Source organism: Streptomyces sp. NPDC005899 (genome assembly GCF_040629645.1).
Lineage (GTDB): Bacteria > Actinomycetota > Actinomycetes > Streptomycetales > Streptomycetaceae > Streptomyces.
In genome coordinates this window covers 1-23335 of record NZ_JBEXWB010000060.1, presented here as the reverse complement: position 1 = coordinate 23335, position 23335 = coordinate 1, and the positions used below count along the sequence as shown (strand labels likewise).

The 23335-nt window shown below is 71.4% G+C and carries 16 protein-coding genes, 1 pseudogene and 1 riboswitch; of the genes and pseudogenes, 8 read left to right on the top strand and 9 right to left on the bottom strand.

Annotated elements, in window-relative coordinates; all coding sequences use genetic code 11:
* Positions 1 to 99 precede the first annotated feature (99 nt).
* The 3 genes from ABZ371_RS10840 to ABZ371_RS10830 all read right to left on the bottom strand — a co-directional run bounded on the left by ABZ371_RS10840 (position 100) and on the right by ABZ371_RS10830 (position 6291).
* Positions 100 to 2130, bottom strand: coding sequence for a M4 family metallopeptidase (locus tag ABZ371_RS10840; RefSeq protein ID WP_358676540.1), 2031 nt, complete (start codon positions 2128 to 2130; stop codon positions 100 to 102).
* 394 nt (positions 2131 to 2524) lie between these two features.
* A complete protein-coding gene (locus ABZ371_RS10835) occupies positions 2525 to 4396 on the bottom strand; it encodes an ABC transporter ATP-binding protein (protein WP_358676537.1) in 1872 nt (623 codons plus the stop codon).
* Positions 4393 to 6291, bottom strand: coding sequence for an ABC transporter ATP-binding protein (locus ABZ371_RS10830; protein WP_358676535.1), 1899 nt, complete (start codon positions 6289 to 6291; stop codon positions 4393 to 4395). The genes ABZ371_RS10835 and ABZ371_RS10830 overlap by 4 nt, the downstream gene beginning before the upstream one ends.
* A 100-nt stretch (positions 6292 to 6391) precedes the next feature.
* Between ABZ371_RS10830 and ABZ371_RS10825 the strand changes: the two are divergent.
* A pseudogene (locus ABZ371_RS10825) lies at positions 6392 to 6754 on the top strand (response regulator transcription factor); the annotation flags it as partial.
* Between the two features lie 23 nt (positions 6755 to 6777).
* Here the strand turns inward: ABZ371_RS10825 and glgX are convergent.
* Entirely contained in the window at positions 6778 to 8964 is a 2187-nt protein-coding gene (gene glgX / locus ABZ371_RS10820) for a glycogen debranching protein GlgX (RefSeq protein ID WP_358676544.1), read from the bottom strand.
* 201 nt (positions 8965 to 9165) lie between these two features.
* Between glgX and ABZ371_RS10815 the strand changes: the two genes are divergently transcribed.
* The 7 genes from ABZ371_RS10815 to ABZ371_RS10785 all read left to right on the top strand — a co-directional run bounded on the left by ABZ371_RS10815 (position 9166) and on the right by ABZ371_RS10785 (position 16313).
* A complete protein-coding gene (locus ABZ371_RS10815) occupies positions 9166 to 10386 on the top strand; it encodes an Ig-like domain-containing protein (protein ID WP_358676532.1) in 1221 nt (406 codons plus the stop codon).
* A 201-nt stretch (positions 10387 to 10587) separates the two neighbouring features.
* Complete coding sequence (locus ABZ371_RS10810) at positions 10588 to 11844, top strand: Ig-like domain-containing protein (protein ID WP_358676529.1); 1257 nt, start codon at positions 10588 to 10590, stop codon at positions 11842 to 11844.
* A 79-nt stretch (positions 11845 to 11923) separates the two neighbouring features.
* Positions 11924 to 12691 (top strand): enoyl-CoA hydratase-related protein, encoded by a 768-nt coding sequence (locus tag ABZ371_RS10805; protein WP_358676526.1) that lies wholly within the window; start codon positions 11924 to 11926, stop codon positions 12689 to 12691.
* Between the two features lie 251 nt (positions 12692 to 12942).
* A complete protein-coding gene (locus tag ABZ371_RS10800; protein ID WP_358676524.1) occupies positions 12943 to 13458 on the top strand; it encodes an ATP-binding protein in 516 nt (171 codons plus the stop codon).
* Between the two features lie 484 nt (positions 13459 to 13942).
* Positions 13943 to 14752, top strand: a complete 810-nt coding sequence (locus tag ABZ371_RS10795) for a polysaccharide deacetylase family protein (RefSeq protein ID WP_358676521.1) — start codon at positions 13943 to 13945, stop codon at positions 14750 to 14752.
* Positions 14752 to 15936, top strand: coding sequence for a hypothetical protein (locus tag ABZ371_RS10790; protein ID WP_358676518.1), 1185 nt, complete (start codon positions 14752 to 14754; stop codon positions 15934 to 15936). Before ABZ371_RS10795 ends, ABZ371_RS10790 begins: the two co-directional genes overlap by 1 nt.
* 161 nt (positions 15937 to 16097) lie before the next feature.
* On the top strand, positions 16098 to 16313 hold the full coding sequence (locus ABZ371_RS10785) for an EF-hand domain-containing protein (RefSeq protein ID WP_358676515.1): 216 nt from the start codon (positions 16098 to 16100) through the stop codon (positions 16311 to 16313).
* 120 nt (positions 16314 to 16433) lie between these two features.
* Here ABZ371_RS10785 and ABZ371_RS10780 read toward each other — a convergent pair whose 3' ends face one another.
* The 5 genes from ABZ371_RS10780 to gcvT all read right to left on the bottom strand — a co-directional run bounded on the left by ABZ371_RS10780 (position 16434) and on the right by gcvT (position 22747).
* Positions 16434 to 17411: a terpene synthase family protein gene (locus ABZ371_RS10780; protein WP_358676512.1), complete on the bottom strand. Its 978-nt coding sequence runs from the start codon at positions 17409 to 17411 to the stop codon at positions 16434 to 16436.
* Between the two features lie 879 nt (positions 17412 to 18290).
* The gene (locus tag ABZ371_RS10775; RefSeq protein WP_358676509.1) at positions 18291 to 19676 is read right to left on the bottom strand and encodes an L-serine ammonia-lyase; all 1386 of its coding nucleotides are present in this window, start codon (positions 19674 to 19676) and stop codon (positions 18291 to 18293) included.
* A 175-nt stretch (positions 19677 to 19851) separates the two neighbouring features.
* Positions 19852 to 21111, bottom strand: a complete 1260-nt coding sequence (glyA, locus tag ABZ371_RS10770; protein WP_358676507.1) for a serine hydroxymethyltransferase — start codon at positions 21109 to 21111, stop codon at positions 19852 to 19854.
* 18 nt (positions 21112 to 21129) lie between these two features.
* Positions 21130 to 21507 (bottom strand): glycine cleavage system protein GcvH, encoded by a 378-nt coding sequence (gene gcvH, locus ABZ371_RS10765; RefSeq protein ID WP_266748730.1) that lies wholly within the window; start codon positions 21505 to 21507, stop codon positions 21130 to 21132.
* A gap of 112 nt (positions 21508 to 21619) precedes the next feature.
* The gene (gcvT, locus tag ABZ371_RS10760) at positions 21620 to 22747 is read right to left on the bottom strand and encodes a glycine cleavage system aminomethyltransferase GcvT (RefSeq protein WP_358676504.1); all 1128 of its coding nucleotides are present in this window, start codon (positions 22745 to 22747) and stop codon (positions 21620 to 21622) included.
* 170 nt (positions 22748 to 22917) lie between these two features.
* A riboswitch (glycine riboswitch) is annotated at positions 22918 to 23015 on the bottom strand.
* Between the last annotated feature and the right edge of the window lie 320 nt (positions 23016 to 23335).

Genomic DNA, 23335 nt, shown 5'->3' with positions numbered 1-23335 from the left:
GGTGTGCTGCGTGCGGGGCGTACGCGCGCCGGGCCGCTCGGTCCTCACGGTTCAGCCGGTGTTTCCGCGTACCGCCTGCTCAGCCTGTGGTGCAGGCGGTCAGAAGGTGAGCTTGACGCTGTTGAAGGTGCCCGTGTCACCCGAGTACGCGTCCTGGATCCTCAGGTTCCACGTGCCGTTGGCGACCTCGGACGAGGCGTTGACCGTGTAGGTCGCCACCACGTTGTCCGCGGAGTCGCTCGACGAGGAGTTCTTCAGCCGGTAGGCCGTACCGTCCGGGGCCACCAGGTCCAGGACCAGGTCACCGCGGTAGGTGTGGGTGATGTTGACGGCGACCGAGAGGGCGCTCGGCGCGTTGCCGGTGACGCCGCTGACGACGACGGGGATGTTGGTGGTGCTCAGGTCGGCGATGGCCTTGACGGTCGTGTTCTGGAAGACCGTGCCGCCGGGGTTGCCGCCGCCGGGGCGGGTGCCCACGTTGATGGCGGCCCAGGCGTTGGCGACGCCGGCGTACTCGGCGCTCGAGGTGCCGTAGAGCTCACCGGCCACGGCGAGCGTGCCGGTGCGGGCAGCGGCGTAGTTGGTGGTGGACGTGAACTTCGTGGTGAGCGCCTTGAACCAGATCTGCAGCGCCTTGTCCCGGCCGATGCCGGTCACCGGAAGCCCGTCGGAGGTCGGGGAGTTGTACGACACCCCGTTGACGGTCTTGGCTCCGCTGCCCTCGGAGAGCAGGTAGAAGAAGTGGTTGGCCGGGCCCGAGGAGTAGTGGACGTCGACGCTGCCGATGCCCGAGTACCAGGCGTCCTTGGACGCGCCGTCCTTGCTCGGCTTGTCCATGTAGCGCAGCGGGGTGCCGTCGCCGTTGATGTCGATCTTCTCGCCGACCAGGTAGTCGCCCGGGTCGGTGGTGGTGTTCGAGTAGAACTCCACACCGGCCGCGAAGATGTCGGACGTCGCCTCGTTGAGGCCGCCGGACTCGCCGCTGTAGTTCAGGCCGGCGGTGTTGGAGGTGACGCCGTGCGTCATCTCGTGGGCCGCCACGTCGAGCGAGGTCAGGGGGGCGAGGTTGCCGCTGCCGTCGCCGTAGGTCATGCAGAAGCAGCTGTCCGACCAGAAGGCGTTGACGTAGTTGTTGCCGTAGTGGACGCGGGAGTACGCGCCGACCCCGTCGCCGCGGATGCCGGTGCGGCCCATGACGTTCTTGTAGAAGTCCCAGGTCTCCGCCGCCCCGTAGTGCGCGTCGGCGGCGGCCGTCTCCGCGTTGGACGGGTTGCCGTTGCCCCAGACGTCGTCGGGTCCGGAGAAGAGCGTGCCCGTACCCGAGGTGCCGCGGTTCAGGTTGTACGTCTTGTGGCTGCCGCGCGCCGTGTCCGTGAGGTTGTACGTGCCCGAGGTGCCGAGCGTCACCTGGCCGCTGTACTGGGTGTTGCCGGTGCCGTTCTCGATGGCCTGCCACTCGTACAGCTTCGCGCCGGACGAGGCGTCCGTGATCACGTGGAGCTCGTTCGGGGTGCCGTCGTGCTGGAGGCCGCCGACCACGGTCTCGTAGGCGAGCTGCGGGGTGCCGCTCGCCAGCCAGACGACCTTGCGCGGAGCCTTCGAGGCCTCGGTGCTCTTGGAGCCGTCGGCACGGGCCGCGGTCAGCGCCTGCTTCTCGGCGGTGGCCGGAGCGACGTCCGCCGCCGTGCCGACCGCCTTCAGCTGCGCGCTGGTCGCCCGGGACGCCTTGGTGACGCTCTGCGTCGCGCCGGCCTTCGACTCGGCCACGACGAGGTCGCCGCCGAGCACCGGGAGGCCGTCGAGCGTGCGCTCGTAGCGGGTGTGCGTGGTGCCGTCGACGTCCTTGACGACGTCGCGGACGACGAGCTTCTCCGTCGGGCCGAGGCCGAGCTCCTTGGCGGTCGCCGCCTTGGTGGAGTTGGCCTCGCGCAGCAGCTCGGCCCGCTGGGCGGGGGAGAGCTTCGCGGGGAGCGAGCCGGGGTCGGCGCCCTTGACGGCGGCGGCGGGTGCGGCACTGCCGGCGTCGGCCGGGGCGGCGGTGGCGCCGCTCTGGATTCCGACGGCGAGAAGGGCTGCTGCGGCTATCAGAGCGCCGGTCGCGGTGGCACGACGGCTGGGCGTGGATCTCACGCGGACTCCTTCTGCGAGGGGGGTCCCGGTCTGCTGGGTGAGCCGGCCGGGCGGAGCAGGCGGTGCGCGGAACGGGGGAAGAGTGACAGTCGGAGGAGGTGCGTGTCAGGACCCCGTCAACACATTGGCCGGAATTCGTCCGTTGCCGGAATGGTCATGTTCGTTAAGCGGACGTTTCCCTCCGTGTCATCCGCGTGAAGCCGGCGATCCCGGGGGAGACGGAGGGCCTGAACGCGCAGGGTGCGTTGAGGTTACGTTCGAGTACTCGACGTTCGAACGGCCGCGCGGCAAGCGGATGATGACCACGTGGTGAGACGGCGCGGAGCGGTGGCCTGTTCCGCGCCGTCCCCCGGCGTACCGTCCTCTACCCGCCGGTACACCTCGCCGGCACGCCTCAGGCCAGGCTCTCCCGCCAGGCACGGTGCAGCCCGGCGAACGTGCCCGTGCCGGCCACGAGTTCGGCCGGTGAGCCGTCCTCGACGATCCGCCCGCGCTCCATCACCAGCACCCGGTCCGCGATCTCCACGGTGGACAGCCGGTGCGCGATCACCACCGCCGTCCGGCCGTGCAACACGGTGTCCATGGCCCGCTGCACCGCCCGCTCGCCGGGGACGTCCAGCGAGCTCGTGGCCTCGTCGAGGATCAGTACCGCGGGGTCCGCGAGCAACGCCCTGGCGAAGGCCACCAGCTGGCGCTGGCCCGCGGAGATCCGGCCACCGCGCTTACGGACGTCCGTGTCGTACCCCTCGGGCAGGCCGCTGATGAAGTCGTGGGCGCCGATGGCCTTGGCGGCGTGCTCGATCTCCCCGGGCGTCGCCTCCGGGCGGCCGATCGCGATGTTCTCGGCGATCGTGCCCGAGAAGAGGAAGGCCTCCTGGGTCACCATCACCACGCCACGGCGCAGCTCCGCCGTCGCCAGGTCGCGCAGGTCCGTGCCGTCCAGCAGGACCCGGCCCTCCGTCGGGTCGTAGAAGCGCGCCAGCAGCTTGGCGAGCGTCGACTTCCCCGCACCGGTCGAGCCGACCACCGCCACCGTCTGGCCCGCGGGGATCGTCAGGGCGAAGCGGGGCAGTACCTCACCACCCGTCCGGTAGGCGAACCGCACGCCGTCGAACACGACCTCCCGGCCCGGCTGTTCACCTGCCCGGGCCGGCAGCTCCTTCGGTGCGTCCGGCTCGGGGACCGCGGGCCGCTGCGCCAGCAGGCCCGCGATCTTCTCCAGCGAAGCGGCCGCCGACTGGTAGGAGTTGAGGAACATCGCCAACCGGTCGATCGGGTCGTACAGCCGCCGCAGGTACAGCACCGCCGCCGCCAGCACACCGAGCGCCAGTGTCCCCGACGCCACCCGGTAGGCGCCCCAGAGGACCATCGCGGCCACCGCGGTGTTGGCGACGAGCCGGGAGCCCACCACGTAACGCGCCATCTCCAGCAGCGCGTCGCCGTTCCTCCGCTCGTGGCGGCGGTTGAGCACCGCGAAGTCCGCGTCGTTGACGCGCTCCCTGCGGAAGGCCTGGACGGGGCGGATCCCGTTCATCGTCTCCGCGAACTTCACGATGACCGCGGCGATCGCCGACGAGCGCGCCGAATAGGCCTTGGACGCCCGGCGCCGGTAGGCACGCACCAGCAGGTACAGGGGGAGGAAGGAGGCCACCGCGATCACACCGATGCCCAGATCCAGCCACAGCAGCATGAGGGAGATCGACACGAACGACAGGACCACGCCGATCAGCTCCTGCAGCCCTTCGCTCAGCAGCTCGCGCAGGGACTCGACGTCGGTCGTCGAGCGTGAGATGAGCCGGCCTGAGGTGTACCGCTCGTGGAAGTCCACGCTCAGCGCCTGGGCGTGGCGGAAGATCCGGCCGCGCAGGTCGAGGAGCACGTCCTGGTTGATCCGCGCGGCGGCCCGGATGAACGCGTACTGCATCAGCCCCGCGCCGACCGAGCACACGGCGTACCCCGCGCCCACGGCGATCAGCGGCCCGTAGTCGTGGTCCCGGAAGGCGGGCACGCCGCTGTCGATGGCGTACGCGACGAGCAGCGGACCCGCCTGCACGGCGGCCTGCTGGATCACCAGGAGGACGGAAGCCACGACGACCCGGGCACGCAGCGGACGCAGCAGCGAGGTCAGCAGAGCCCAGGTCGCGCCGCGGGGCGCGGGCAGATCGTCCTGGTCGAACGGGTCGCCCGCCCCGGGCGGCGGCAGGGCCCCGTCACCCGGAAGGTCCTCGTCGGTGACGGCCCGGCCGTCGGTGGTCGTACTGGTCATCGGATGCTGCCCTCCTCGGCAGGTGCGACACCGGCGCCGGTTCCGGCGCCCGCCGGCTCCCCCGCGCCGTCCTCCGCGGCCTCCACGCTCCCCGGGGCCCGCACGCCGCCGGAACCCTCCGCGCCGTGGGCGGCCTCCGCGCCCGACATCAGCCAGGCGTACTCGGCGTTGCCGCGCAGCAGCTCCTGGTGGGTGCCGACCGCGCCGATCCGGCCCCCGGACAGCAGCGCCACCCGGTCGGCCAGCATCACGGTGGACGGCCGGTGGGCCACCACCAGGGCCGTCGTCCGCTCCAGGACCCGCCGCAGGGCCGCCTCCACCAGCGCCTCCGTGTGCACGTCCAGAGCGGAGAGCGGGTCGTCGAGCACCAGGAAGCGGGGCTCGCCGACGACGGCCCGGGCCAGCGCCAGACGCTGACGCTGGCCGCCGGACAGGCTCAGCCCCTGCTCGCCGACCTGTGTGGCGACGCCCTCGGGGAGGTCGTACACGAAACCCGCCTGTGCGACCGCCAGGGCGCGGCGCAGCTCCTCCTCGCCCGCGTCCTGTGCGCCCATCAGCACGTTCTCGCCGACGGTCGCCGAGAAGAGCGTCGGCTCCTCGAAGGCCACGGACACCAGCTCCCGGAGCCGGGAGCGCTCCATCCCCGCGATGTCCTCGCCGTCCAGCAGGATGCGGCCCCCGGTGAGTTCGTGCAGCCGGGGGACGAGCGCCGTCAGCGTCGTCTTGCCCGAGCCCGTGGCCCCCACCAGGGCCATCGTCTCCCCGGGCCGGATCCGCAGGTCGATCCCGGCCAGCACGGGACGGGAGCCGGGAGCCGCGTCGGGGTAGCGGAACTCGACGCCCTCGAAGACGATGCCGGGGCCGGTCCCGGCGGACGGCCGGCCGGCGCCGCGCGGGGCCTGCTCCTCCGCCACGTCCATGACCTCGAAGAGGCGGTCGGCGGCCGTCGCCGACTCCTGGCTCATCGCCAGCAGGAAGCCGATCGACTCGACCGGCCAGCGCAGTGCCAGCGCCGTCGACAGGAACGCGACCAGCGTTCCCGCGGACAGGCCGCCGTCCGCCACCTCGATCGTGCCGAGCACCAGCGCCGCGCCGATCGCCAGCTCGGGGATGGCGGTGATGAGCGCCCAGATCCCGGCCAGCAGGCGCGCCTTGCCCAGCTCCGTACCGCGCAGGCGCCGGGCGAGGGTGCGGAAGGCCTCCGCCTGGCTGCGGTGCCGGCCGAACCCCTTGACGATGCGGATGCCCAGCACGCTCTCCTCGACGACCGTCGTCAGGTCGCCGACCTGGTCCTGCGCCTTCCGCGCCACCAGGGAGTACTTCGTCTCGAAGACGGAGCAGAGGACCACCAGGGGCACCGCCGGAGCCAGCAGGACCAGCCCCAGCGACCACTCCTGGGCGAACAGGATGACGAAACCGACCAGGATCGTCGTGGAGTTGACCAGCAGGAAGGTCAGCGGGAAGGCCAGGAACATCCGCAGCAGCATGAGATCCGTGGTCCCGCGCGACAGCAGCTGTCCCGAGGGCCACCGGTCGTGGAAGGCCACGGGAAGGCGCTGGAGGTGCCGGTAGAGGTCCGCGCGCAGAGCCGCCTCGACCCCCGCCAGCGGCCGGGCCACCAGCCACCGCCGCAGGCCGAACAGCCCGGCCTCGGCGAGGCCCAGCAGGAACAGGTAGAAGGCCCCCAGCCACACGCCGCCCGGGTCACGGTCCGCGACGGGACCGTCCACCATCCACTTCAGGACGAGGGGGATCACCAGGGCGAGACACGACGCCAGGACCGCCACGAAGGCGGCGGCGAACCAGCGCGTCCGCACGGGTCGGACATAGGGCCACAGACGCAGGAGGGAGCGCACGGCGGACCGGTCCGTGGACTCTGCAGGTTTTTCGGGCATCAGGAGCGAGCCTAAGGTTCACCCCTGTCGTCGCTCACCTGCTTTTCCGGTCACCGCCGGTGGGTCGTACGGCCGCGTCAACCGATCGGCCGACGGCGGGACCCTGCCGGCGATCGAGGCGGGCGCGACCGGCCGCCCGATCGAGGACGCTCCCCGCGAGGAGCTGTCCACCGCCGTCCGGGCCGCCGCCGACGGCCGTACCGTGCTGTCCCCGGCCGTCGCCTCACGGCCGATCGCGCGGGTGCGCGCCCCGGCAGGCCCGGGCCACGCCCCGCTGTCCGCCCGTGAGTGCGAGGTGCTCCGGCTCGTCGCCCGCGGGGCCTCCGACCGGGAGATCGCCGCCGGGCTGTTCATCAGCGAGGCGACCGTGCAGACCCACCTCACCCACGTCTTCGCCGAGCTGGGCGCGAAGGACCGCGCGGCCGCCGTCGCCGTCGCGTACGAGCGGGGAATCCTCGGCTGACCGGCCGCCGCACCCCGGCCCTCTCACCCGGTCACCCGGAACAGCAGGACCGAACGCTCCGGCACGGCCAGTGTCGTGCCGCCCTCGTGGACCGTGCCCGGCGCGGCCGACTGGTCCTCCCGCGAGGTGTCCAGGACCAGCTCGTACGTCCGGGCCCACGGTGCGCCCGGCAGGGTGAAGTCGCACGGGGTGTGCGCCGCGTGCAGGACCGCCAGGAAGCTGTCGTCGGTGACCTGCTCGCCGCGGGCGTCCCGGCCGGGGATGTCCCGCCCGGAGAGGTACAGCGCGAGCGTCGCGGCCGGGGCGTACCAGTCGCCCTCCGTCATCTCCGTCCCCTGGGGGGTGAACCAGGCCAGGTCCCGCAACCCGTCCGGGGCCTGTGGCGTACCCGCGAAGAACGCGCGCCGGCGCAGCACCGGGTGGCTGTGCCGCAGCGCCAGCACCCGGGTGGTCAGGTCGGTCAGCCCCCGCCACCGGGGCTGCTCCAGGAGCGACCAGTCCAGCCAGCCGACCTCGTTGTCCTGGCAGTAGGCGTTGTTGTTGCCGCCCTGGGTACGGCCCATCTCGTCGCCCGCCACCAGCATGGGCACGCCGGTGGACAGGAACAGCGTGGCGAGGAGGTTGCGCAGCTGGCGGCGGCGCAGGGCGGTCACGTCCGGGTCGTCGCTCTCCCCCTCGGCGCCGCAGTTCCAGGAGCGGTTGTCGTCGGTGCCGTCGCGGTTGCCCTCGCCGTTGGCCTCGTTGTGCTTGCGGGAGTAGCTGACCAGGTCGCGCAGGGTGAAGCCGTCGTGCGCGGTGACGAAGTTGACGGAGGCGTACGGGCGCCTGCCGCCCCAGGCGTACAGGTCGCTGGAGCCGGTGAGGCGGTAGCCGATGTCCCGGACGTCGGGGAGCGCACCGCGCCAGAAGTCCCGGACGGTGTCCCGGTAGTGGTCGTTCCACTCGGTCCACAGGGGAGGGAAGGCGCCCACCTGGTAGCCGCCGTTGCCGACGTCCCAGGGCTCCGCGATCAGCTTGACCCGGCGCAGCACCGGGTCCTGGGCGATGACCGCGAGGAACGGGGAGAGCATGTCGACGTCGTGCATCGAGCGGGCCAGGGCGGCGGCGAGGTCGAAGCGGAAGCCGTCGACCCCCATCTCGGTCACCCAGTAACGCAGGGAGTCCGTGATCAGGCGCAGGACCTGCGGCTGCACCACGTGCAGGGTGTTGCCGCAGCCGGTGTAGTCCGCGTAGCGGCGGGAGTCCGCCTGGAGGCGGTAGTAGCCGCGGTTGTCGATGCCGCGCAGGGAGAGCGTGGGACCGCGTTCGCCGGCCTCCGCCGTGTGGTTGTAGACCACGTCGAGGATGACCTCGATGCCCGCCTCGTGCAGCGCGCGCACCATCTGCTTGAACTCGCCGACCTGGCCTCCCGCCGTGCCGCTCGCGGCGTAGTCGGCGTGCGGGGCGAAGTAGCCGACGGAGTTGTAGCCCCAGTAGTTGTACAGTCCGCGCCGCAGCAGGTGGTCCTCGTGGGCGAACTGGTGGACGGGGAGGAGCTCGACGGCCGTCACGCCGAGACGCCGCAGGTGGCCGATGGCGGCTGGGTGGGCGAGCCCCGCGTAGGTGCCTCGCAGCTCGGGGGGGATGCCGGGGTGGAGGGCGGTGAAGCCGCGGACGTGGAGTTCGTAGATGACCGAGTCCGCCCAGGGGGTCTTGGGCCTGCGGTCGTCCACCCAGTCGTCGTCGTCGTGGACGACGACGCCCTTGGGCACGAACGGCGCCGAGTCGCGGTCGTCCCGCACGGTGTCGGCCACGTGCTGCTGCGGCCAGTCCCTCACATGGCCGTACACCTCGGGCGGAAGGGTGAACGTTCCGTCCACCGCCCGGGCGTACGGGTCGAGGAGCAGTTTGGCGGCGTTCCAGCGGGCCCCGGTCCAGGGGTCCCAGCGGCCGTGCACCCGGTAGCCGTACCGCTGCCCCGCCCGGACGCCGGGCACGAAGCCGTGCCAGATCTCGTGGGTGAGCTCGGTGAGCGGAAGCCGTGTCTCCCGGTCCCGCTCGTCGAAGAGGCAGAGCTCGACCGCCTCCGCTCCGCCCGCCCACAGGGCGAAGTTCGTGCCCGCCACCCCGTCGGGGCCGACCCGGAAGCGGGCCCCGAGCGGCGTCGGCGCACCCGGCCACACGGGTGGTCCGTCCGGATCGTCCCGCGGGACCGGCGTCCTCGCCACCACCCTCCCGGTCGTCCCGGGTGCTTCCTCCTGCTCCGCTGTGCTCGACACCTCTCGGCCTCCCGCGGCTCGTCGGACCGTACCCGGAGAAAGGCGCGCGGCGTCCCGGCCGCGGCCTTCCTGGTGTGGTCCTCCCCTCTGTTCTGCCCACGGCGGAGCCCGTACTCACGTTTCCCCCGGGTGGCTCCTGTCGTTGGGGGGAGCGTGAACCACGTAGCGAAGAGAGCACGGGCGGGTTCGGCCGCCGTGCTGACATGGGCAGGACTGTTCACCGTGGCGGCCGTACTGGCGGGCTGCACCGGACCGGTGCCGTTCCTCGGGGACGACCGGGCCCCCGGGGACGCCATCCGTATCGTCCCCACGGACGGTGCCGCGAACGTCGGCGCGGACAGCCGGATCGAGGTCACCGTCCCCGACGGGCGGCTCGAACGGGTGAGGGTGACGCGGACGGAGGACGCGGAGCACGAGGAGGTACCGGGCCGCATCGCGCGGAACGGCCGGTCATGGGCCCCCGAGGACAAGGGGTACAAGCTCGGCCTCGCCGGGAAGTACAACGTCGAGGCGGTGGCCGTCGACGGCGACGGCCACCGCGCCGCCCGCAACACCACCTTCACCACGCTGGTGCCCAAGGACCGCTTCATCGGCTACTTCAAGCCGGAGAACCGGTCGACCGTGGGCACCGGCATGATCGTCTCCTTCGACTTCAACCGCCCGGTGCGGAACCGGGCCTCGGTGGAGAAGGCCATCAGGATCACCGCGCGGCCAGCGGTGGAGGTGGTGGGCCACTGGTTCGGCGGGGACCGCCTCGACTTCCGCCCGGCGCGGTACTGGAAGCCGGGCACCGAGGTCACCGTCGACGTGGGGCTGCGCGACGTCGAGGGCGCCCCCGGCGTCTACGGCAGCCAGCGCAAGAGGATCACCTTCCGGGTGGGCCGCTCCCAGACGTCCGTCGTCGACGCCGCGGCGCACACGATGGAGGTGCGCCGCGACGGCGAGCCCGTCACCACGGTGCCCATCACGGCGGGCGCCGAGAGCACGACCACCTACAACGGGAAGATGGTCGTGTCCGAGCGGCACGAAGTGACGCGGATGGACGGCCGTACCGTCGGCTTCGGTGGCGAGTACGACATCGCGGACGTCCCGCACGCCATCCGGCTCACCAAGTCCGGCACCTTCCTGCACGGCAACTACTGGGAGTCGCCCGACACCTTCGGGACGGACAACACCAGCCACGGCTGCATCGGCCTGCGTGACGTGAAGGGCGGCAGTTCGGACACCCCTGCCGGCTGGTTCTTCGAACGGACCCTCGTGGGCGATGTGGTGCAGGTGGTCAACTCCGCCGACAAGACCGTCGCCCCGGACAACGGACTGGGCGGCTGGAACCTCGGCTGGGGCTTGTGGAAGGCGGGCTCCGCGCTGCGCTGACCCCGTCGTGACCTGCGCGGGTCCCGGGGGCGCCGTCCCCGGGACCCGTGGCCGGCGTCCGTCGGTCACTTGGAACGGAACGGTGACAATCCGGGGGACTTCTCCTCCCGTGCGGTGTGATTGTCTTGCGCCGAGCGTGTGTACAGCGCGCGGGGGTGCGGGCCATGGCGGGGCCAGGCCGTGCGAGGGGAGACGACCACAGTGAACGGGCAGCCGATATCGGGGGCATCGGCCGGGACGAGCAGGGAACGGCGCGGGCGCACAGCCCCCGTTCTCCTCGCACCGGTAGTGGGGGCGCTGCTGTTGCTGGTGACGGCGTGCGGCGGGAACGCGGCCGCCGGGGACGGCAAGGGCGGCGGGGACGGCAAGGGCGGGAAGGCCGGCGACACCAGCGCCTCGCAGGCCGTGGTGACCGTGGCGCCCAAGGACGGCGCCGACGACGTGGCGACCAGCGGGGCGCTGAAGGTCTCGGCCTCCCACGGGAAGCTGAGCGCGGTCAAGGTCGCCGACCCCAAGGGCAACGAGGTCGCGGGCAGGATCGCGGCGGACGGTCTGAGCTGGGTGCCCGACCGGCACCTGGCCTCCGCGACCAAGTACGCCGTGCACGCGGTCGCCGAGGACGGTAAGGGCCGTGAGTCGGCCAAGGACACCACCTTCACGACGCTGGTGCCCGAGAACACCTTCGTCGGGCAGTACACGCCGGAGGACGGCTCGACCGTCGGGGTCGGCATGCCCGTGTCGATCCACTTCACCCGGGGCATCACCGCGCCGGAGGCCGTGGAGAAGGCGATCACGGTGACGGCGGAGCCGGCCGTGCCGGTCGAGCCCCACTGGTTCGGCAACGACCGGCTGGACTTCCGCCCCGAGAAGTACTGGGCGGCGGGCACGAAGGTGACCGTACGCCTCGACCTCGACGGTGTGGAGGGGCGTCCGGGGGTCTACGGCAAGCAGGCCAAGACCGTGAAGTTCACCATCGGCCGCAGCCAGGTCTCGACCGTCGACGCGAGCTCCCACCGGATGAGGGTGGTCCGCGACGGCAAGCAGATCAAGAACATCCCGATCTCCGCGGGCGCCCCGTCGACGACCACGTACAACGGCCAGATGGTCATCAGCGAGAAGCTCAAGGTCACCCGGATGAACGGCGACACGGTCGGTTTCGGCGGTGAGTACGACATCAAGGACGTGCCGCACGCGATGCGCCTGTCCACCTCGGGCACCTTCATCCACGGCAACTACTGGGGCGCGTCCGGCATCTTCGGATCGACCAACACCAGCCACGGCTGTGTCGGCCTGCGGGACGTGCGCGGCGCCTGGGACGGCTCGACCCCGGCCGCGTGGTTCTTCGACAACTCGCTGATCGGTGACGTGGTGGTCGTGAAGAACTCCCACGACAAGGTGATCCAGCCGGACAACGGCCTCAACGGCTGGAACATGGACTGGTCGGAGTGGACCGCGTAGGTCTCCGCCGCACGACGGGCCCGGTGCTGTGACCAAGGGCACCGGGCCCGTGGCGTTAGCGGCGGTTAACCTGCCTCCCATGACCGTAACCCTCGAAGTAAGCGACGGCGTCGGCACGATCCGCCTGGACCGCCCGCCGATGAACGCCCTGGACGTCGCCACCCAGGACCGGCTGCGTGAGCTCGCCGAGGAGGCGACGCGGCGTGACGACGTCCGTGCGGTGGTCCTCTACGGCGGCGAGAAGGTGTTCGCGGCAGGCGCGGACATCAAGGAGATGCAGGCGATGGACCACGCCGCCATGGTCGTGCGCTCCAAGGGGCTGCAGGACGCGTTCACCGCCGTGGCCCGCATCCCCAAGCCCGTCGTCGCCGCCGTCACCGGCTACGCCCTGGGCGGGGGCTGTGAGTTGGCGCTCTGCGCCGACTTCAGGATCGCCGCGGACAACGCGAAGCTCGGCCAGCCCGAGATCCTGCTCGGCCTGATCCCCGGGGCCGGAGGGACCCAGCGCCTCGCCCGGCTCGTCGGCCCGTCCAGGGCGAAGGACCTGATCTTCACGGGCCGTCACGTGAGGGCCGAGGAGGCCGCGGCGATCGGCCTGGTGGACCGGGTCGTCCCCGCCGCCGAGGTCTACGAACAGGCGCACGCCTGGGCCGCCCGGCTGGCCAAGGGCCCGGCGCTCGCCCTGCGGGCGGCCAAGGAGTCCGTGGACGCGGGCCTGGAGACGGACATCGACACGGGGCTCACTATCGAGCGGAACTGGTTCGCCGGCCTGTTCGCCACCGAGGACCGGGAGCGGGGCATGCGCAGCTTCGTGGAGGAGGGGCCGGGCAAGGCGCGGTTCCTCTGACCGCCCGTCGTCCGCGTACAACAGGACGCCCGTTCATCCGTGTGGGCGGATCGGTGGAGCCTTAAGGGAGCCTTAAGGCTCCACGCGTGCGCGCTTCGTGCAATTACCCGCCGGTCTAGCGTCCGCGCAGGTCGTCCCGGCCGTGACGGTGGTCGTCCTGCCTCTGGCATGTGCCGGAAGACCAGACCGGAACGCTTTGTTCCGGGGTGCGGATTCCTCGGGAACGGCCACGGGAGGTGCGGCGTGCGGCCATGATGGTGGGCATGGCGGGCCTGGAGGGTGTGGAGCAGCCGCGATCGCGCGGCAGTGCGGTGACGGCGTGCTGGATGTCGGCCGTGGAAGACGAACGGCCGTTCCAGGTAATGGAGTTGTTCGGAAATCCCACGGAGGGCGAGGTGCGGCTGCCCTCGCGACCCGAGTCGGCCGCCACCGCCCGCCGGCTCACCGCGTGTGTGTTGCAGCGCCAGTGGTCCCTGCCCCCGCAGACCGTCGAGCACGGCGTACTGCTCGTCTCGGAACTCGTGGGCAACGCGGTCCGGCACACCGGTGCGCGCTCCTTCGGGCTGCGCATGCTGCGCCGCCGCGGGTGGATCCGGATCGAGGTGTGCGATCCCTCGCGCGGGCTGCCCTGCCTGATGCCCGTCCGGGAGATGGACGTCAGCGGGCGCGGTCTGTTCCTCGTCGACAAGCTCTCCGACCGGTGGGGCGTCGACCTCTTACCCCGGGGCAAGACAACGTGGTTCGAGATGCGCACCCTGGACCGCTGACGCCCCGGAGCGCTCCGGTGGCCTGAGCGGTCGACGCCGGGCAGCGCGGGCCCTGCGGCCGCTCGCGCCGTGCACCCCCCGGGTCCGCCGCCCGCCGGCTGGCGCCGCCCCGCATGCCAGAAGCCCCCGGTCGGCCGTGGTGCGGCGCATCGGGGGCTTCTGAGGGGGCCGTGGAATGGGGGGGTGTGTCCACGGCCGCTCGTGGGACCTGGCTCGGGTCGGAGGAGGTCGCGCCACCGACTATGGCATACGGGCGACCTCGCCGCCAAAGATGCAAACTGGTCATACAGGTGTATATGCCACATTTATCTTAGGAATCGCAGGTGATCTGAGTTACTCACCTGGCTTTCATGCATAAGGATGAGCGCCACCGAGTAATTCCTTGATCGCGCCGCGGCGCGGCCTTCCCTGTTCCGCACCCGCCCCGTCCTACTGTGTCCCGGTCCGGTGGAAGCACCCGAACCGACCCGCGAGGTGGACGGCCATGGACGGTCGCACAACCCCGGTGGCCCGCCGCGGCGCCCTGCGCGCCGTCGCCGGCTCCGTCCTGGCAGGCGCCGCCACCGCGGCCTGTGCGCGGGACACGGCCTCCCTCCACGCGCCGCCGGCCACCTCCTCACGGACGCCCGCACCCCCCGCGCGCAAGGCCCACGGAGCCGTGCGTCCCGCTGCCGTTCCCCGCCGCTTCCCCGGCCTGCCCGTCCAGATCGAGCACGGCCCCCGCGACCGGGCCCGCGTCGCCCTCACCTTCCACGGCCAGGGGGATCCCGCCCTGGCCCGCGCGATCCTCGCCGAAGCCGAGAGGGCCGGCGCCCGCCTCACCGTCCTGGCCGTCGGTAGCTGGCTCGACGAGCAGCCCGCCATGGCCCGCAGGATCCTCGACGGCGGCCACGACCTCGGCAACCACACCCAGAACCACCTCGACGTCAACGCCATGGACGAGAAACGGGCGTACGAGGAGATCACCGGCTGCGCCCGGCGCCTGCACCGGCTGACCGGTTCCATCGGCACCTGGTTCAGGCCCTCGCGCGCCCGGTACGCCACCCCCCTGGTCCAGGACCTCGCCCGCCGGGCCGGCTATCCGCACGTCCTGGCCTACGACGTCGACTCCCTCGACCACACCGCGCCCGGTGTCCCGGCCGTCACCCGCAAGGTCGCCGGCGAACTGCGCGACGGATCGGTGGTGAGCCTGCACTTCGGCCACCGGGACACGGCCGCCGCACTGCCCCTCCTCTTCAACGAAATCGACCGGCGCCGACTGCGCGCGGTGACCATGACGGAGCTGCTGACCTGATGCTTCCCTCCACGCGCACCACCACCGCCCTGCTCACGGGCCTGCTCGCCGCCGCCCTCGCCGCCTGCGGGGCCACGGGCCGGGACGGTGCCGGGGCCGCACGCACCGAGGCGGCCGTGAAGCCGGTCAGGTCCGCACACGCCGCGGCCCCTCCCGGCCTGCCCGGGATGCCGCCCGTCCTCGACGCCAGGGACGTCTACGCCGCCGACCGCCCCGGAAAGCTCGCGGCGGCCGTCAGGGGCTTCCCGTCGCGGGTCTACGTACCCAACACCAACTCCAACACGGTGTCGGTGATCGACCCCTCCACGTACAAGGTCGTCGAGACCCTGCCCGTCGGCAACCAGCCCCAGCACGTCGTGCCCTCCTGGGACCTGAGGACCCTCTGGGTCAACAACGACCTCGGCGACACCCTCACCGCCATCGACCCCGCCACCGGGAAGACCGGCCGCACGGTCGACGTGTCCGACCCGTACAACCTCTACTTCACCCCGAACGGCAAGTACGCCGTCGTGATGGCCTCGATGGACCGTGAGCTCGTCTTCCGCGATCCGCGGACCATGGACCGGGTCAAGGCCCTCCCGGTGAGCTGCGCGGGGGTCAACCACGCGGACTTCTCGGCGGACGGGCGGTACTTCATCGTCTCCTGCGAGTTCTCCGGCGAACTGCTCAAGGTCGACACGGAGCGGATGAAGGTCGTCGGGCAGCAGAGACTGCCGCTGGACGGCGCGATGCCGCAGGACGTGAAGCTCTCGCCGGACGGCCGGACCTTCTACATCGCCGACATGAAGGCGCACGGCGTGTGGGTCCTCGACGCGAAGGGCTTCGCCACCCCGAAGCTCCTGCCCACCGGGAAGGGCTGCCACGGTCTCTACATCAGCCGGGACTCCCGGCAGATGTACATCACCAACCGCGACGAGGGGTCGGTCTCGGTCTTCGACTTCGCGAAGAACCGGCTGGCCGCCAAGTGGCACCTTCCCGACGGCGGCAGCCCGGACATGGGCGGGGTGTCCGCCGACGGCAAGGTCCTGTGGCTGTCGGGGCGTTACGACGCCGAGGTGTACGCCATCGACACGGCCGACGGCAGGCAACTGGCCAGGATCCCGGTGGGCAGCGGGCCGCACGGGCTGGCGGTCTACCCGCAGCCCGGGCGGTACTCGCTCGGCCACACCGGAGTCTTCCGCTGACGGCTGACGGCTGACGGCTGACGGCCGGCGGCGGTGCTCGGTCGGCAGCCGACGACCCGCCGCCGTGCGGTGCGGGGCGGACGCCGTGCCGCCGCACGGGCCGTGCACGCCGCCCGTTAATCTGACCTCCGTCAACGGACGCTTAACGAAGGGGCGGAACAGTGGCGGACATCGAGTCGGCACGCAGGGCATTCGAGCGCTTCGACCAGAACAGCGACGGCCGGATAACGGCTGCCGAGTACAAGAGCGCGATGGCGCAGCTGGGCGACCCGTTCGTCACCGAGACGGTGGCCCAGGCCATCATCAACGCCCACGACGGCAACGGTGACGGCGAGCTCACCTTCGACGAGTTCTGGGCCGCCCAGAACAAGGGCTGACCGGCCCGGCAGGGGCCGTCGGCAGGGCCCGGGCCCCGTTGCCGGGCTGCCCCGGGCCCTGCGGTCCGCTCGCTCGGGCCTCAGGCGGCGGGGGTGCGTCAGGCGGAGAGGTGCCCGCTGTCAGGCGGCGAAGTACTGGGAGAGCGTGTCCCGGACGTCGATCTCCGTCAGGTCCGGACGCGTGTAGCGTTCCGCCCTCGCGTGGTAGTCGAAATCCCCGCGCACGAGCCCCCGGTAGTCCCGCACACAGCGCTCCAGCGCCTCCCGGACCGGGCCCGTGATCCCCGCGGCAGCTATTTCCTCGACCAGGTCCTTCTCGGCCCGCTGAATCCGCTCGGTAATGCGTGCCAGTTGAATTCCGGCCTCGTCCACGGCTTCCTGGAGCGAGTAGCCCCGGTCTCGCTGAATGAGGCGGACCGCGTTGTGCTCGTATCCCAGCACCGCTTCCTTCTCGAAGGAGCAGATGTCGTTGCACAGGCCCGAGTGGTCGGTCACGGCAGTGCGCAGGGCGATGTAGGCGGGCAGGCTGCGGGCGGATTCCGGAAGATCGATTCCGGCGGCGATCTCATGGAGGTCCAGGAACGGCTGCATGGCCACGGAGTCCCGGCGGTGCTTCGTGAAGTCGGCCCGGCTCGGCACCTGCCCCGCCGCCCGCTCCACGGCCTCCGCGTAGTACGTCCAGAGCCAGGAAGCGGTGTCGCGGCGGAACTGCCGGTTCCAGACGGCCGACCTCTCCCGGCACGTCCGATCCCGCAGGCCTTCGAGGGCGCGCTCCATGGGTCCGCGCGGCTCGGCCCCGTCCAGGACGTCGACCAGTCGTGCGATCGCGGCCTCGCACATCCGGGGATCCCGGCCCGCGGGTCCGTCGTCGAACTCGTCGTCGACGAGGAAGGCCCAGAAGAGCCATTGGCAGAAGAGATCGAGATGCTGCTGCGACGCACTGGGGAAAATCAGGGAAGTCCATAGCTCCGGGCGGGTGCGGAGCATCTTCTTACGGGATACCGGGGAGAGTGCGAGCCCATTGGTCTCGGCCCACTTCCAGGCGGCCTCCCTGGTTTCCGCCATGCCCGGATTGCACCCTGCGCTACGGAAAGGCATGTGAAACGCCGGTAAAACAATCTGGCTCATTGGTGCCCCTCATCGAATGGGTGCGGATGAATGACGAGACGTGGAAATCGGTGGACGGTGACACACTGGTGCCGGCCGCGCCCGACGGGGTACGACGGCCCGCCGGTCGTGGCCCGGGGGCACCGTGCGAGGTGAGGCGGTCGTCGTCGTCCTCCCTCCTCTGCCGGGGGCCGGGTACGGAAGCCGCATCCGCGACCCGACGGGGAAACCCGCGTGACCATGCGTCACCTCCAGTGAACCCCGTGTGGGTGATCGAGGGAAGCCGTCCGTGACCGAAAGTGCTTGATCGCGGTGAAGTCTTGCGCATTTACGACTGTGAGGCACGTAGGACACCCGAGCCCCGCGAGGTGGCGACGGCCCACCCGCGAAGGGTGGGCGAGCCGTGAGCGGCGCCGGCGGCAGCGGGCCGGGAAGGAGGCCGGCCCCGGCGGTGGCCGCGGCATCGGTGCGCATCACCGATCCGAGCGACGATCACCGATCACCGGCACCGATGCCGGGCACGCGTGGGCAGGACGGCACGCAGGAGTCCACGGGGTGCCGGGCATGGGCGCACTAAGGGAGGACGTTTCCATGCGCGCACCGGGCTGTCCGCGTACCCGGATCCCCGCTCGCCCGAAGGGAGTCCTCCGCGGACCGGCGTGGCGGGGGCTTTCCCGTGATCAATACGGCCATGGAGAAGGCAGATGATGCCTTGCTGAGCCCGATCGACACGTGGTGGGCGGGCGGAGCGGGTGGACCACCCGAACTGCGACGTCGTCCCAGGGAGGTCTCAGGGCCTTCCGCCACGTGAACAGGGAAGGCCCTGACAGCGCTGAGAAGTGCGAACGCGCTGGTCAGGGCCCATCCCCCCTAGCACTCGATGATGTTCACCGCGAGCCCGCCCCGGGCCGTCTCCTTGTACTTCACGGACATGTCGGCGCCCGTCTCCTTCATGGTCTTGATGACCTTGTCGAGGGAGACCTTGTGGCTGCCGTCACCGCGCAGCGCCATCTTGGCCGCCGTGACCGCCTTGACCGCCGCCATGCCGTTGCGCTCGATGCAGGGGATCTGGACGAGGCCGCCGACCGGGTCGCAGGTCAGGCCGAGGTTGTGCTCCATGCCGATCTCCGCGGCGTTCTCCACCTGCTCGGCCGAGCCGCCCAGCACCTCGGCCAGCGCACCGGCGGCCATGGAGCAGGCCGAGCCCACCTCACCCTGGCAGCCGACCTCGGCACCGGAGATCGAGGCGTTCTCCTTGAACAGCATGCCGATCGCACCGGCGGCCAGCAGGAAGCGGACCACGCTGTCCTCCTTCTCGGCCTCGGTGCAGCCGCCGGCCGCGAAGTTCATGTAGTAGTGCAGCACCGCGGGGATGATGCCCGCCGCGCCGTTGGTCGGGGCGGTCACCACGCGGCCGCCGGCGGCGTTCTCCTCGTTGACCGCCATCGCGTAGAGGGTGATCCACTCCATCGCGTGCGTCTGGGGGTCGCCCTCGGCGCGGAGCTGGCGGGCCGAGTTGGCGGCGCGGCGCCGCACCTTCAGCCCGCCGGGCAGGATGCCCTCGCGCGACATGCCGCGCGCGACGCAGGCCTGCATGACGCGCCAGATCTCCAGCAGCCCGGCACGGATCTCGTCCTCGGTGCGCCAGGCCTTCTCGTTCTCCAGCATCAGCGAGGAGATGGACAGCCCGGTCTCCCGGGCGAGCCGCAGCAGCTCGTCACCGGTGCGGAAGGGGTACTTGAGCACGGTGTCGTCCGGGACGATCGGGTCCTCGCCGGCCACCGCGTCCTCGTCGACGACGAAGCCGCCGCCGACCGAGTAGTACGTCTTCTCCAGGAGCGGGGCGCCCTCCCGGTCGTACGCGAGGACCGTCATGCCGTTCGCGTGGTACGGCAGGGCCTTGCGGCGGTGCAGGACCAGCTGCTCGTCGGCGTCGAAGGGGATCTCGTGCACGCCGAGGAGGTTGATCCGCCCCGAGGAGCGGATCTCCTCGACCCGGGCGTCGGCGCCCTCGACGTCCACGGTGCGCGGCGACTCGCCCTCCAGGCCGAGCAGGACGGCCTTGGGGGTGCCGTGGCCGTGCCCGGTCGCGCCGAGCGAGCCGTACAGCTCGGCCCGTATCGACGCCGTGTGGACCAGGAGGCCCTCGTTCTTGAGGCGGCTGGCGAACATACGGGCTGCCCGCATCGGGCCGACCGTGTGGGAGCTGGACGGGCCGATGCCGACCGAGAAGAGGTCGAAGACCGAAATGGCCACGGGAGTACTCCTAAGGCGTTGGTGGACGACGTTGTCCGCCGGGTGATGCGGGAACGGGCCGGTGGTGCGGGTGCGGGCCGGTGGGCCCGGGAGCGCGGGGCAAAGGGATGGGGGCACCGCGCTCACTGTGTTCAGTGTGCGCGGTGCCCCCACCCTGCGTGCAAACTTCGGGTGACTACGAGAGGCCGGGGTAGAGCGGGAACTTCTCCGCCAGCGCGGTCACACGGGCCTTCAGGTCGTCGGCGTCGTACGACGGCTTCAGGGCGGCGGCGATGATCTCCGCGACCTCGGTGAAGTCCTCGGTCCCGAAACCGCGCGTGGCCAGGGCCGGTGTTCCGATGCGCAGACCCGAGGTGACCATCGGGGGCCGGGGGTCGTTCGGGATGGCGTTGCGGTTGACCGTGATGCCCAGCTCGTGGAGCCGGTCCTCGGCCTGCTGCCCGTCCAGCTCGGAGTTGCGCAGGTCGACCAGGACCAGGTGCACGTCCGTGCCGCCGGAGAGGACGGAGACGCCCACCTCGGTGACGTCCGGCTGCACCAGGCGCTCGGCCAGGATGCGGGCGCCGTCCAGCGTGCGCTGCTGGCGCTCCCTGAACTCCTCGGTCGCCGCGACCTTGAAGGAGACCGCCTTGGCGGCGATCACGTGCTCCAGCGGGCCACCCTGCTGACCCGGGAAGACCGCCGAGTTGATCTTCTTGGCGAGCTCCTGCGTCGACAGGATGACACCGCCGCGCGGGCCGCCGAGGGTCTTGTGGGTGGTCGTCGTCACGACGTGGGCGTGGGGCACGGGGTTGGGGTGCAGTCCCGCGGCCACCAGGCCGGCGAAGTGGGCCATGTCGACCATGAGGTACGCGCCGACCTCGTCCGCGATGCGGCGGAAGGCGGCGAAGTCGAGCTGACGGGGGTACGCGGACCAGCCGGCCACGATCAGCTGCGGCTTGGACTCCTTGGCGAGGCGCTCGACCTCGGCCATGTCCACGACACCGGTGTCGTCGACGTGGTACGGGACCACGTTGTAGAGCTTGCCGGAGAAGTTGATCTTCATGCCGTGGGTCAGGTGACCGCCGTGGGCCAGGTTGAGACCCATGATCGTGTCGCCCGGCTTCAGCAGCGCGAACATCGCCGCGGCGTTCGCCTGGGCGCCCGAGTGCGGCTGGACGTTCGCGGCCTCGGCGCCGAAGAGCGCCTTGATGCGGTCGATGGCGATCTGCTCGACCACGTCGACGTGCTCGCAGCCGCCGTAGTAGCGGCGGCCCGGGTAGCCCTCGGCGTACTTGTTGGTGAGGACGGAGCCCTGGGCCTCCATGACCGCGGCCGGAGCGAAGTTCTCCGAGGCGATCATCTCGAGGGTGGACTGCTGACGGTGGAGCTCGGCGTCGACGGCGGCGGCGACGTCCGGGTCCAGCTCGTGGAGGGAGGAGTTGAGAAGCGACATCAGGGGGTCCCTTGGGTCTCAGTTGCCGGAGAACTCGGTGTACTCGTCGGCGGAGAGAAGGTCCTTCGGCTCCTCCGCGACGCGTACCTTGAACAGCCAGCCGCCCTCGAAGGGGGCGGAGTTCACCAGCGACGGGTCGTCCACGACGTCCTGGTTGGCCGCGGTCACCTCGCCGGTCACCGGCGAGTACAGGTCGCTGACCGACTTGGTCGACTCCAGCTCTCCGCAGGTCTCGCCCGCGGTCACCGTGTCACCGACCTCCGGGAGCTGGGCGTAGACGACGTCGCCGAGGGCGTTGGCCGCGAACTCGGTGATACCGATCGTCGCGACACCGTCCTCGACGGCCGACAGCCACTCGTGCTCCTTGCTGTACCGCAGCTGCTGGGGGTTGCTCATGGTGTGAATTCTCCTGTACGCGGGGGAGTGCTGGTGAACGGTGGTCTTGCGGTGTGAGACGCGACTACGTCACGTCCGGGACGCGCGGACTGCGTCCGGTGCTCGCGGCGGGTTACTTCCGGCGCTTGTAGAAGGGCAGCTCGACGACCTCGTACGGCTCGTCGGTGCCCCGGATGTCCACGGCGACGCCCTCCGTCCCGGGGGCGGCGTGGGCCGCGTCGACGTACGCCATGGCGATCGGCCTGCCCAGGGTGGGCGAGGGCGCCCCGGAGGTGACCTCGCCGACGACCTTGCCGCCGGCGGTGACCCGGAAGCCGGCGCGCGGCACGCGCCGGCCCGCGGCGACCAGGCCGACCAGCTTGCGCGGCGGGGCGGACTCGGCCCGCTCCGCGGCGGCCAGCAGGGCTTCGCGCCCGACGAAGTCGCCCTCCTTCTCGAACTTCACCACCCGGCCGAGGCCCGCGTCGAACGGGGTCAGCGCGGTGGTCAGCTCATGCCCGTACAGCGGCATGCCCGCCTCCAGGCGCAGCGTGTCGCGGCAGGAGAGACCGCAGGGGATCAGGCCGTGCGGGGCGCCGGCCTCGGTGAGGGCCTGCCACAGCCGCTCGGCGTGCTCGGGGGCCACGAACAGCTCGAAGCCGTCCTCCCCGGTGTAGCCGGTGCGGGCGATGAGCGCGGGCACGCCCGCGACCGTGCCGGGCAGGCCCGCGTAGTACTTGAGGCCGTCCAGATCGGCGTCCGTGACGGCCTTGAGGATGGCGGGGGACTCGGGGCCCTGGACGGCGAGGAGCGCGTAGGCGTCGCGGTCGTCCCGCACCTCGGCGTCGAAGCCGCCGGCGCGTGCGGTGAGCGTGTCCAGGACGAGCTGGGCGTTGCCCGCGTTGGCGACGACCAGGTACTCGCTCCCGCCCAGCCGGTAGACGATCAGGTCGTCCAGGATCCCGCCGTCCTCCGCGACGATCATCGTGTAGCGGGCCCGGCCCACACCGACGGTGGCGATGTTGCCGACCAGGGCGTACGCGAGGAAGGCGGCGGCCTGCGGGCCGGTGACGGTGATCTCGCCCATGTGCGACAGGTCGAAGAGGCCGGCGCGGGTGCGGACGGCGTTGTGCTCGTCCCGCTCGCTGGCGTAGCGCAGCGGCATGTCCCAGCCGGCGAAATCTGTCATGGTCGCGCCCAGGGAGCGATGCAGGGCATCGAGGGCGGTGAGACGCGGGGCAGCGCTCGGGGCAGTGCTCATGGGTACGGCTCCAGGGCATGACGACAGAGGACGGTCCCTCCCCATCTGTCATCGGAACCTGAGAGGTTCGCCGGGAGCCCCTGAACGGGTCGGCCCCTGAAGGGCCGGCCCGGGCCGGGTCGGCTTGCACCTTGGGTGGGGCCGCGTAGCGGCCCGCTTTTCAGATCTGCCTCATCCACGCGGTACGGGGCCTGAGAGATTCAAGGGAGGAACTTGCTCCTTCGGCGCCCGGCGCACACGGTGACCGGGACTCTCCCGCGCGGATTCAAACGGCCGGTATGCAGTTGGCGGGGTCATCATCGCACGCATTGCGGGAGAGTAGGTATCGCACGCATTGCGGGAGAGTAGGTCCCCGAGGCCGCACCGGATGCCGGGCCGACACGAACGGCCGGAACCTGGCATGGTGCATTACCTCTTCTTTACACTCCTGGGGCAGGTCAGGTGTCCGTCTCGGGCAGGTCGGGTGTGTGTGACGAGTGCAGGGGGACGGCGATGACGTTGCAGCCACACACAGCGGCCACGGGGGCGGCGCACGACGGGACGGCCACGGGTGCGGCGCGCGACGCGCTGCCCGCGCAGGGGACGCCC